Raw genomic sequence first — 12,498 nt, forward strand, 5'->3', positions numbered from 1 at the left:
GACGAATGGTGTGTCGTTCACGTGACGTCGACAGGAAACCACACAAGGGGAAGAGGTACTCATGGCAGAACAGAACACCACCAATGACGCGACAGAAGCGCCCGCTATGTCATCGCTACGTGTGGGCGTTGTGGGCGCGGGCCAAATGGGTGCTGGCATTATTGAAGTTGCTGCACGCAGCGGCGCTGACGTCATCGCCTGGGAGGCTACCCGCGATCTTGCCGATAGAGGCTTAACAAGAATCACAGCTTCCCTTGAACGCGGCGTGACCAAAGGCAAGCTGTCTGAGGAAGAAAAAGCTGCCGCACTAAACCGCATCCATATGACGACAGACCTGAATGATTTTGCTGACCGACAACTCGTATGCGAGGCCATCGTCGAAAATCCCGAGGTGAAAACAGAGATCTTTGGGAAACTTGACACCATTGTGACAGACCCCAATGCGCCTTTATGCTCGAATACCTCATCACTTCCTATTCAGCAGATCGCTGCAGCGACATCACAACCCGGAAGAGTCATGGGGCTTCATTTTTTCAACCCCGTTCCAGTACTTCCATTGGTTGAACACATTCGTACCCTCGATACCACGAATGCGGTGGCAGACCGTGCCGAAAAATGGGCGAGGGAAGCCCTCCACAAGACCGTCATCAAGGCCAAGGATCGTTCCGGGTTTATCGTTAACTTCTTATTGGTTCCCTACCTGCTATCTGCGATTCGAATGGTGGAGAACGGAGTAGCAACACAACACGATATCGACGCAGGCATGCGACACGGCACCGCTCACCCGATGGGGCCTATCGAGCTTGCCGACATGGTCGGTCTGGACACGATCGCATCGATTGCCGATGTGATGCTGAACGAATACGGCGACCCAAGCTACGCATGCCCACCATTGCTGCGCCGCATGGTTCAGTCTGGTCGCTTGGGTAAAAAAACCGGCCGCGGTTTCTATGAATACGACGACAAAGGCAAGCCTATTCGTTAGTCCGATTCAGGGGAGAGTCTGCTGCCTCCCTCCCGACAGCAGTAGAATCCCCACGATGAACCTCGGCTCCTAGACCCCCAGCCTCCGCAGGGCCCGGCGTCGACGAGGTACTGTCGACCATGCCATCCCCAGAGGGAACCTGGGCAATCCCATCAGAGCCCTCGCCCGGTGCCGATACGGATGCCGGTGTGCCATGAGACTGTACCCTCGTCATCAGAGAGAGGGCGATGAGCGCAACTGATGCGAGCGATGTCACGATGGTGACAACTTTGTCGCCATCACCAACCACAACAGATTTATAGGTGAACATCGACAGCAACAGGCCGGTGACCCCGTAACTCAGTACCGGAAGAACCATGAGGCGACGGAACGCAGGAACAATAAGACCAGGGATCAGAATGCCGGCTCCCATGGGCAGCATCATCCACGACTCATGCACTGTGAACAGTGGATGATTGTACATCACCGCACCAGTCATGGGGTTATACCGAACGGGCTGAACGTTGTCAGAAAACCGTGACCACAGGACGGCAATGGCTGCTAAAACACCCATAAGACCAACGAGTGTTGCCATGATCCTGGTCGTCGTGGGAGCAGTATTGAACAACGCGAGCAGGCTGGTCTCACCATCATCGCCGTCATCGTGGCTATAGACCGCATCCTCAAAGTCTGTGTGACACGGTATGCCATACTCGTCGGGCAGCTCGCCAGTGTGAGCGAGATGACGCAACGCCGGAACAGTGAGTGCAGGAATATCGGTTCGGCCGAGTGCATTATCATACGTCGCTCGGGCATGAGGATTGTGAAAAATCTGGCGCGCTGCAATGAGCTCCTGCACGCGTGCATCGGTTTCGGGGACATTGCCCCGTTCGAAAACCCGTAAGCGTGACGTGCAGGCGGCGATCAGGTCGTCAGAATGCTGAGAAGGATCTAAATCGAGCTGATCATAAAAATTGTAGTGCTCATTCGTATCCGTAATGGACACGTTGTCCGTCTGGTCACAGTACTGCTTAGCTTTCATAGCGGTGAGCCTACCAGGTGTTCTGTCCTGCTCGGCCACCATCTCTATGCCGAAGACGGTGATTCGACGGCAGCTGCGATCAAAGCGCGCGTGTACTCATGGCAGGGATTGTGATAAATCTGGTCGCTGGTTCCCTTTTCAACAATCTGGCCATCCTTCATGACAATGATAGTGGTACACAGGTGTCGGACAACATTGAGGTCATGGGACAAAAACACCATCGTCAGATCGTAGTCTGAGACAAGATCATCGAGAAGATCAACCACCATGTTCCGTATAGTCACGTCCAGAGCCGAGACAGGTTCGTCGGCAAGAAGAATCTGCGGGCGAACCGTGAGAGCACGGGCCAGACAAATGCGTTGCCGCTGACCCCCGCTGACCTGATGTGGGTATCTGGTTATCACCGATGGGTCCAATCCGACACGCTGAAGCATTGACGAAATACGCTCATCGTGGTGATCGCGGGAACGCGGATGCCACGAGGCCCGAAGCGGCTCTGCTAATGATTCACCAATGGTCAGGGCAGGGTCCAGGGAACCTCGTGGATCCTGGAAGACCACCTGCCCATACGGACTCATGTCACGCGGACTAGTGATGAGATGTCCATTGACATGAATCGTGCCAGACGTTGGTGACACCAAACCAGCCATTGTCTTGAGAAGCGTTGTTTTTCCGGACCCGGATTCGCCAACGATTCCGATGCGTTCGCCCCGTGCAATATCGAGGGAAATATTGTCCAACGCGGTCACAGCTGAGACCGAACCACCGCACAGCCAGCGGTGTCCCCCAACGCGGTCATCCCCGCCCCGCCTGGTGATCCGATTCCGATAGACTTTGCTCACCTCACGGAGCTGAATGAACGCCATATCCGAGGACCCAGATGGGCCAAGGGCACCGGCATTCGACGGAGCCTCGGCGATGGGGACTGTCACGTGTCGCGTGTCTCGCGACGCATCGTTGGTTACATCACCACGGCATGCCGCGCGCACGAGCGCCGCTGTATAAGAGTCACGTGGGCGATGAAGAATGTGATCCACTGGCCCGTATTCGCGGGCGACACCGTCTTTCATAACCAGAATGTCATCACACATATGCGCAACAAGCCCGAGATCATGCGTGATGAACAGCAGAGCTGTGTTGTTGGCCCGCACCAGTTGATTGATCAATTCCAGGATCGAGCGCTGAACAGTGACGTCTAATGCTGTTGTGGGCTCATCGCAAATAAGAAGGTCAGGCTCATGAGCGAACGCCATAGCAATAAGGACACGCTGTCGCTGGCCACCAGAAAGCTCGAACGGATATGAGCGATACGTACGCTCCGGAAGACCAACAGATTCTAGGAGATCACGTATTCGGCACTGCCGGCGAACCTGATCGGCATGGTGAGCGCCTCGAGGACCAGCACGTAGCACGTGGTTAAGTTGATTTCCCACAGTCATCAGCGGGTTGAGCGCTGACATTGGCTCCTGGAACACCATTGACATTCGTACGCTGCGCAGCTGGCGCACGGTACGGTCGGGGGCTCCAACGATCTCTATACCGTCCACTGTGATCGAACCGGATGCCTGGATCGCATCAGGCAGCAGACCCATAATGGCTAACGCGGTTAACGACTTCCCTGAACCAGACTCGCCAATTAGCCCGAGCCGCGCGCCGGGTTCAATGGTGAAACTGAGGGAATCGACGAGACGTGGTCCATGCGTGGCATCTGTCGATACATCACCCCCTGCTAGCGACAGATCGCGGACATGGAGAATGGCCGACGACGAGGTGGATGAAGGTAGTGCACCCGCCGGAAGTGCCTCACAGGAAGCAGACGTGGGGTGGTCGATCGGTTCACCAGCCGCCGTTGGGACAGAGAGTGGAAGCGCAGCAGTGATCGCTCCACCGTCGTCGGATGTCACGTCGCCCATGGTGGGGCGAGAAAAGGGATCAATGATGTCCCGAAGGCCATCACCGAGAAGGTTGAACCCCAACACAGTGGTCGCGATGGCAAGACCTGGCCACAGGGCAAGATCGGGGTGTGTATCAAGAAAAACCTGTGAGTCGTGGAGCATCCGCCCCCATGATGCAGCTGGCGGGGGTGTTCCGAGTCCAAGGAACGATAGCCCTGCTTCAGCCAGGATAGACAGCGCCGCTGAGACTGTTGCCTGGACAACGAGGAGGCCGACAATACCGCGGATGAAATGCCTCCGTGAGATAGATAACCATCCCATTCCTGCACTTCGTGCTGCCAAAATATAATCTTGGCTGAGGAGCTGTCGGATGCCAGCGCGTGAGACGTGGGCGAAGCTGGGGATCAACGCGATCCCCATTGCGATCATCTCTGAGGTCGTGCCAGTGCCGACCACAGCGCCCGCAATAATCGCGAGAAGGAGTGCGGGGAACGCCAAAGCAAGGTCGGATGCCCGCATGATGACGGCATCCAGCCACGTTCCGGTAACTGCAGCAAGTATCCCGAGCGGAACACCGACGCCGGCGCCCACAGCAACGGCGACCATACTGACACCCAGCGAGATCTGGGAGCCGATCATGATCCGTGACAGAGTATCCCTGCCGAATCGGTCGGTGCCCATCCAATGATCCCAGCTCGGCGGTTGCAGAGCCGAGGATGGATCGGCTGTGAGCGCTCCGTAGGGCGTCCACACCAGCGATACGAGTGCGAGGACAACAACGGCACTAACGAGAACTGTGCCCACCATAAACATGATGCGCCGGTAGGTCGGGGATTGTGCCCTAGCCACGTTCGGTCCTCGACATTCTGGGGTCAATGAGCGCCCCTAGGGCATCAGTGATCACGGTTATGGTCAAGGTGATGGTGACTACCATCATGACGCAGCTTTGAACGGAAATCATATCGCGATTGTTGACGGCATCAAGGACGTATGATCCCAGACCTGGGATGACAAAGACTTTTTCGATGAGGACCGCACCGACCACAAGCGTGGCCATGTTGACCCCAATGACTGTCACCACTGGGCCAGCAGCATGTCGCATCCCATGAATGGTGAGCGCCTGTGTCATCGACAGTCCTGTTGACCGGGCAGTACGAATATATTCTTGATGGAGCACAGTGAGAATAGAGGACCGGACATAGCGGGTCACCATTGCTGTCTGTATCAATGCCAGCGCACAGCAGGGGAGTACGAGATGGTGAAGGAACCCGGTGACTGATTGATGAGGAGGGACCCAACCATTGGGAGGAGCGAGGTTCCACCGAAGGGAACATAGAGTGATGAGTCCGATCCCGGCGAGGAAACTGGGGACTGCGATGCCGAGATGAGACAGCACAGAAATTGCGGTTCCGTCGGGTTTATGGTTGCGGATAGCGGCCCACGTACCGAGAGGAACCCCCACGATCATGGACAGCATCATACTAGTGACCACCAGAATGAGACTGACTGCAGTTCTATCCAACAGTATTGGGCCAATGTCGATGCCACTGGAATATGACACTCCGAACTGTCCGTGCAGCATTCCATTGATCCAGGATAGATACTGTTCCATGAGTGGTCGGTCAGTTCCGAGGATGTGTCGCATAGTGTCGACCGCCTGAGGAGTTGCTGTGTTTCCGAGGGATACCTCTGCAGGGTCGCCCGGAATCATCCGCATGATGATAAAAATGATGATCGACGCTGCTGCCAGCGACACGATGTAGCGTAGAGCGATTCTCCCGACGGCGTGTAGATGATCCATCATCATTTCGCCCCCGATGGGATGTGATCTCGGGGGCCCTGGTCGGTGCGTGTCATGGTGGCCAGTTCGAGTCCTTGACCAGCCGACGTTGTAGGGATTCCCATGACGTGCCTATTGCGGACGATAATGTTGGGGAAGATGAAAATTGAGTTGGCTCCCGCCTGATCCATGATTCTCGTGATAGCTTTGCGCATGAGGGGTGCGTACTCATGGGGTGGGGCGGCGTCGGCGTCGGCCAACAATGTGCGTGTGACCGTGTCGTCGTAGCCCAAATAGTAGTTCGGTTTGCCGAACAGTGTTGGGATATCTCTAGCTTCAGCGTGCTCGATGATGGACATGTCATAGTCGTGATGAGTCAGGGTCTGAGAAAGCCACACGGCTGGGAACTCTTGGAGTTCGATGTGGGCATGTATTCCCACATCTTCGAGTTCAGAAACAATGATCTCCGCAGCATTAGACGCGTAAGGTCGAGCAGGAACTGTAAACGTAATGTTGAGGTCATGAACACCACTATCGGCAAGAAGCTGGCGAGCGCGGGCTGGATCGTACGGATACTCCTGGGAGGTGTACGACCACGGGTCGGTGGGTGGTGCGGGCACCCCGCCGGTGTTGGTCCCCAGGCCGCCACTTGCTGTGGTGATAACGGCCTGCCGGTTGACCGCGTGCATGACGGCCTGTCTGACACGGACATCGTTGAACGGTGCACGCTTATTGTTCATCGTGAGGAGAACTTCGCCCGTTGTGGTCCCGACGTCGACGGCGACACGAGGGTCTTTGCGCAAAGATGGCACCATTTCTGGTGCATCCATGCCAACGATGGCGTCGACGTCGCCCGCGCGAAGCGCATTCGCTGTTGCGGTGGAGTCGGACATATAGCGCAGCGCCACATGGCGGGTTGCTGGTGGACGACCCCAGTATGACTGGTTCGCTGTCAACGTGAGGAACTGGCCAACCTTGTACTCATCGACAGTAAACGGACCAGTCCCGACAGGTTTTGTGGCTAAAGAACCAACACCACGGGGTGTCATTTGGGCACCAATGAGGGTACCCATCGACCATAACCAGCTGTTACTGGGAGTCGAGAGAGTGACCTCCAATGTGTACGCATCGATGACTCGTGTCCCTGTCACCGGTGTCATACCCGCTTTGAGACCGTTCGTCCAGGCATCGGATTTGACCCGATCAATGCTGAACTTTGCGGTATCTGCGGTGAATTCATCACCGTTGGAAAAGTGCACTCCGTGCCGGAGATGAAAGGTGTACGTGGTGCGGTCGGGGGAGAGGTCCCACGACGTTGCCAGCTGCGGTGTGATGGTACCGTGTTCCGTGATTCGAACAAGACCTTCGTAGACGTTGCCGATCAATGCTTGAGGGATGGCTGCACCCGCGGAAGTGGTGAAGTCGAGAGTAGCGGGGGCTGCCGTGAGGGCGACAACAATCGAGTCTTTAGAAGCAACGCGTCCGGTGTGGACAGCTGTGTGCCCCGCACTACATCCGCCGAGTAGCGAGGAGACCGCCGCCAAGCCAACAGTCACGAGGATGGCAGCGATGCGTCGTGGTTGTTGGCCTTGTGTCATCACACGCATGGTCACGAGTGGCTGGTCCCGAAAAGTCGTTCAAAGGTGGTGACAATCTCCTGGCAGATTTCGCGTGAGGTTGCGAAATTAATACGTATACATCCCACACCGTGAGGTAGGTCGCCATGGTCGCCGGGCTGCGATGTCTGTGCTCCCGGTTCGGCGAAGGCTGCGCCATCATTGGGAGCCAGTTTGGCGTGAGTAACCAGCCATTGCTCAGGTGTGGGGCCACCTCGACGAATGCTCTCTCCGAACGTCTCCCCACTCACCGGAGAACCGGGAACCACAACGTCAGTCATATCTACCCACAACAGGAACGTGGCTTCAGGGTCGGTGGTACGGAGATTCGGAATATGGCTGAGGCCATCAACAAGAAGTCTCTTATTTTCCCTCAGGTAGTCGATTTCATCCTGTAACCATTCGCGCCCCTCGGTATAAGCGCCGATAGCGGCGAGCTGACCTAGGGTTGATACCCCTTCCTTATCGAGGAAGTTGACTGCTGTATCCCACACTGTCTTGTCATCAGGATTGGAGAAAATAAGCTGGGCACACTTGAGACCTGCGGTATTCCACCCTTTTGACGTTGCTGTCGCAGTAATTGTGATGCGCGCCGCGGTTTCGGAGACACTTGCTGTTGGGATATGGGGACGGTCATACACCATGGGGCCATGGATTTCGTCCGAGAACACACGCACATTGTACTGTGCGGCGAGGTCGGTCACAGCGCGCAGCTCGTCCGCGGTGAACGCTGTTCCCAGTGGATTATACGGATTGCACAGGATCATACTGCCGACGCCGTTGGCATAAGCACGCTCAAGACCGTCGAGATCAAAAACCCACCGTCCTGTGGAATCGTCCTCGATCATGGGGACGAACACCCCGGGCCGTGAACACACCTCCAGCAACGCAAAAAAAGGCGTATACGCTGGTGTCGGGATAACAATTGAGCTGCCGGGCGGCGTGAAATGTGTAATCGCGAGGCGAAGCCCCCGGACGACATCAGGAACGCCAACGATACTCGATGGATCAATCGACCACCCGTATGCATCCAGGCACCATGAGCTTAGTGCCTCACCGAGTGCAGGAAGGTCGGTAGGATAACCGAAATATTGGCGTCGGCTTCCTTCCTGGACGGCGTTGAGAACCGCCGGGCAGGTATCGAAATCAGATTCAGCGATCCAGATAGGAAGAACATCAGGGGGGAATTGCGTCCATTTCCTCGTTCCGCGTGCGCGGAGTTCCTGTATATCAAGTGGGGAACAACGGTGGGCAGACATAAACGTAAGGATAGTCGGTGGCAGTGAGATCGAACACAGGGGTGAGCGAACACATCTCGTACCACGTCACTCTCTCCGTCGTCCGCGTCCGATCGATTGCGCAAGGATGAATACCTTTTTCACATTTCTCGTGCGAACCCGTGTTGACCGCACTGTGCTCGCTGGCGCGCGGTCAAGAGAATGCGCCAGCCCCGCGAAAAGGTCATGGACAGCGCGTACGCCAATCCGCGAGCTTATCGGAAGCAGAGGAATGGCGTGCTGGGCAATTGTTAAATCATGGTAGATTTCCTGGAGAAGGGAATCCTTGAGCTCATCGGTGAGCGGGGCGCCGTCGGCCACATAGTCTCGGTTCAAGCCGTCGATATCCAGGGCATAATCCCGAAGAAAATTGATCTTCTGAAACGCGGCCCCCAAGTGACGTGCCCCGGTTTCCATGGTCTCCCGGTCATGCGCTGATGGTGACTCATCACGCAGGAAAATCGACAGACACATGAGACCAATGACTTCTGCTGAACCGTACACGTAGTCATGTCGAGTATTGGCATCGTAGATGGTTGTGGGTGCGTCGATCGCCCTGATCATTACGGTGGGATTCTTCAGTGATCCGCGACGGTGATGGTCGTTGGGCTGGTTATCGGGAGAGAAGGCAACATCGGCCCGCATGGATCGAAAAAAAGCAGACAGGTGTGCAGGGTCAATCCGGCACGTACGTGCCGTGGTGATAAAAGCATGAATGATCGGGTCTGTTGAAAAACCGATGGTGATGCCTTCAACTATGCGTTGTTCATAGTCGTCGAGGATTGCCTGGACTTGATGAGGAGTGAGCCCATGGCCGGCTGCTGCTCCATCGACGACTTCATCGGCGATGCGGACTACTCCATACAGATTATGGATGTCATGGCGGACGCGGGGGCTGAGCAGACGAGTCGATACGGTGAATGACGTCGAGTATGTGGCTATAAGACGTGAGGATACTTGTGTGGCTACACGATCATAGAGCCGAGCTGTCCTCTCATAGAGGGCCTCACGTGTGTTGTTGCTTGCGGGTGGGGTCGTGGTGGAGCGAATGGGGGGTTCGTCATCCTCCGACGGTGCGACAGGTGGCTCCGAAATCATAGAGCTATTCAATCACGTTCATGTGACCATGATGATATGTCCACTGGTCATGTCCCTGCGATCCTCGTCTCGTTACTCTGCACGCGATGAGCTTTGGAATCTGGGGAGCCGTCAGCCATGATTCCTTCTCGACACCGGTGTTTGTGCGGGGTGCGGTGGGAGCATGCATAATGTTTTTCGTGTGACTCCAGCGCAGCGAAGGAAGGGACGAGGCCATCACCATGCTGACTGCTCCTGTATTTTTAGCCCTCAGCGGCGCCTCTGCGTCCCGCGTGGAGAGGGTGCGAGTATGGTCGCCGGACTCCGTGACGCTTGTGGTGGATGTGTCGAATAAGGCGGAGCAGTGGCTTCTTTCCCTGTCGTTGTGGGGACAAGCGCCGCTGGTGATTCCGATTGTGGTGCTAGTGTCAGTCGGTGTGGCATGGGCGGTCGTCCATATTGTTGATAAGGTCGGCATACCGATCGAGAGTGCGATTGAAGAACATAACCGGACAGTGCGCGGCCATCGTATGGAGGAGGAGTCGTGAAGAATTCCCAGGTGAGAAACTTCCTATTTCTCCTTATCGCGGTCATTGTCGTTGCCTACCTTGTGGCGCACGTCTAGAACGCATGATAGCCAGCGGTCGACATGTTCCGCTGTATATGGGGTCACTGGGTGGATGTATGCGCTGTGACTGAGATTTCCTTCTCAGTGTGCGCCTGCCGATAGGGTCATTCACTGTGCAGCGTTACGTGTCTCGGGTAGTGCCAGGAAACAGGTAACAATTATGAGAAGCGCCCACACATGATGTGTCCAATGGCGTAGATTGTTCTGGGATAATCAAAGTAGCGTAGTTCACAAAGGTACAGCGAGGGGATCGGAAGCCAGTGGCAATGAAAGAGAGCTCCACCAAGCCCCAGTATTCGGTGGGTGAGAACGAAACCTGTTTGACCGTCATGTTGGAGAACAACAAGCGACGTCCCAAGCTGGCATTATTTACTCGCCCTAAGAACTTTGAATGGGTCAGTGTAACGTCGGAAGAATTCATTTCTGAGGTCATGGATGTCGCCAAGGGACTCATTGCCAACGGGGTCCAGCAAGGTGATCGTGTCGCGTTGTTATCTGAGACACGATATGAGTGGACTGTGATGGATTTTGCGATCTGGGCTGCCGGGGCGGTGACGGTGCCGATCTATGGTTCATCATCGGCCAACCAGATCCAATGGATTATCGAAGACTCTGGGGCGGTGTTCGCCGTCACCGAAACGCGTGAGCATACCCAACTCATGCGGTTCCTCGTCTTGGGGGACGATGGAAAACCACGTTTGAAAGGCTCGTCAACGAAGCTTCGTCGCATCCTCGAATTTAACTCGTCAGCGTTGGATACGCTTGCGTTTGAAGGGCGGAGCGTTTCTGACGATGTGGTGTGGGAGCGAATTCATTCAACGAAGTCGTCCGACTTGGCTAGCCTGGTGTATACGTCGGGAACGACAGGACGTCCAAAAGGGTGTAGGTTGACGCATGCCAATTGGCTCAGCGAAGCGCGATCACTGTTGACTCATAGTATCGGCCGAAGTATCGCCCGGCCGGGGATGCGCTACATTACCTTCCTCCCATTGGCTCACGTGTTCGCCCGGGCAATTTCTCTGACCATGGCGGTTGGTGGTGCGCAGCAGTCGCACTGGTCGGATTTTTCAACGATTGCTGTCGAATTTCAGCGTGCGCAGCCTAATTTGATCCTGGGTGTTCCCCGTGTCTTTGAGAAGGTTCGCAACGGGGTCCAGGCTCAGGCGAAAGAAAAAGGTCCAGTGGGAATGTTGTTGTTTGCTCGTGCTGAAGCAACGGCTATTCAATACTCAAAGTCGTTAGATAGTGGCGGTCCGTCTCGGGTTTTGAAGTGGCGTCGTGCCATTTTTGATCGGCTCATGTATCGCAAGATTCGAGCTGCTATGGGTGGAGCGGTTCAGTTCTGCATTTCCGGTGGTTCGGCGATGAATCCAGAGCTGCTTCACTTCTTCCGCGGAATCGGCACCACAGTGTACGAGGGGTATGGCCTGACGGAGTCGACTGCAGCGTTTTGCGTCAACTATGACGACAATGTCATCGGATCGGTGGGGCGGCCATCCGGCGGGTGTTCGGCACGTATTTCTGAGGATGGAGAACTGTGCCTGAAAGGGCCTGTTATTTTTGATGGCTATTGGAACAATGAAAAAGCCACCAATGAATGCTTTGACGAGGATGGATACTTCCACACGGGTGATCTCGGCGACATTATTGAATCAGGGCATATCAAGATTACGGGTCGCAAGAAGGAACTCCTGGTGACCGCTGGTGGTAAGAACGTGTCTCCTGGCCCATTGGAAGATAGCATGCGTACTCACCCATTGATTAGCCAAGTAATGCTGGTGGGGGACGGGCAACCTTTTATCGCCTGCCTCGTCACTCTAGACGACCAGGTGGTGGAGAAGTGGAAGCGTGACCACGGCATTAGTGAAAATGTCAGTAGCCGTGAGCTGCATGCGAACCCAGTATTGCGAGCCGAAATTCAAGATGCGATCAACGGTGCGAACAGCATGGTGTCGCATGCGGAAGCCGTGAAAAAATTCCACATTCTCGACCGTGACTTCACTGAGGAGAACGGGGAATTGACGGCGACGCTGAAGGTGAAGCGGCATGTGGTAGCGCAACATTTCGCTCGGGAGATCGCGAATCTGTATCAGGATTAGGTGCTCATCGGCGCGCCGCAGTGCATTGGCAGTCGCACTGCCTTATGGTTATCCCCGTCCCTAGTTCACACCGATTGTGTCGCGCGGATTATGATCAGTCTCCTGCCTAGATTGGTTATT

9 protein-coding genes are annotated in these 12,498 nt (G+C 55.5%); 3 read left to right on the plus strand and 6 right to left on the minus strand.

The genetic code is table 11. The features are described from left to right. The first annotated feature begins 61 nt into the window (after nt 1-61). Complete coding sequence (locus tag V5S80_RS01695) at nt 62-985, plus strand: 3-hydroxybutyryl-CoA dehydrogenase (RefSeq protein ID WP_395169016.1); 924 nt, start codon at nt 62-64, stop codon at nt 983-985. On the opposite strand, the gene V5S80_RS01700 is transcribed toward V5S80_RS01695, so the two are convergent. The 6 genes from V5S80_RS01700 to V5S80_RS01725 form a co-directional block, all read right to left on the minus strand. Next, complete coding sequence (locus V5S80_RS01700) at nt 975-2,006, minus strand: hypothetical protein (protein ID WP_395169017.1); 1,032 nt, start codon at nt 2,004-2,006, stop codon at nt 975-977. The genes V5S80_RS01695 and V5S80_RS01700 overlap by 11 nt on opposite strands. Before the next feature lie 44 nt (nt 2,007-2,050). Beyond that, nucleotides 2,051-4,750, minus strand: a complete 2,700-nt coding sequence (locus V5S80_RS01705) for a dipeptide ABC transporter ATP-binding protein (RefSeq protein WP_395169018.1) — start codon at nt 4,748-4,750, stop codon at nt 2,051-2,053. Next, nucleotides 4,743-5,705, minus strand: coding sequence for an ABC transporter permease (locus tag V5S80_RS01710; RefSeq protein ID WP_395169019.1), 963 nt, complete (start codon nt 5,703-5,705; stop codon nt 4,743-4,745). Before V5S80_RS01710 ends, V5S80_RS01705 begins: the two co-directional genes overlap by 8 nt. After that, the gene (locus V5S80_RS01715) at nt 5,705-7,288 is read right to left on the minus strand and encodes an ABC transporter substrate-binding protein (RefSeq protein ID WP_395169020.1); all 1,584 of its coding nucleotides are present in this window, start codon (nt 7,286-7,288) and stop codon (nt 5,705-5,707) included. Before V5S80_RS01715 ends, V5S80_RS01710 begins: the two co-directional genes overlap by 1 nt. 2 nt (nt 7,289-7,290) lie before the next feature. Continuing rightward, nucleotides 7,291-8,556: a MalY/PatB family protein gene (locus V5S80_RS01720; RefSeq protein WP_395169021.1), complete on the minus strand. Its 1,266-nt coding sequence runs from the start codon at nt 8,554-8,556 to the stop codon at nt 7,291-7,293. Nucleotides 8,557-8,622: 66 nt separating this feature from the next. After that, on the minus strand, nt 8,623-9,672 hold the full coding sequence (locus tag V5S80_RS01725) for a phytoene/squalene synthase family protein (RefSeq protein WP_395169022.1): 1,050 nt from the start codon (nt 9,670-9,672) through the stop codon (nt 8,623-8,625). Between the two features lie 221 nt (nt 9,673-9,893). On the opposite strand from V5S80_RS01725, the gene V5S80_RS01730 reads away from it, so the two are divergent. Then, nucleotides 9,894-10,199 (plus strand): hypothetical protein, encoded by a 306-nt coding sequence (locus tag V5S80_RS01730; RefSeq protein ID WP_395169023.1) that lies wholly within the window; start codon nt 9,894-9,896, stop codon nt 10,197-10,199. 346 nt (nt 10,200-10,545) lie between these two features. Beyond that, entirely contained in the window at nt 10,546-12,378 is a 1,833-nt protein-coding gene (locus V5S80_RS01735) for an AMP-dependent synthetase/ligase (protein WP_395169409.1), read from the plus strand. Nucleotides 12,379-12,498 lie beyond the last annotated feature (120 nt).

The sequence above is a fragment of the Corynebacterium sp. PCR 32 genome, assembly GCF_037464985.1.
Classification (GTDB): domain Bacteria; phylum Actinomycetota; class Actinomycetes; order Mycobacteriales; family Mycobacteriaceae; genus Corynebacterium; species Corynebacterium kroppenstedtii_D.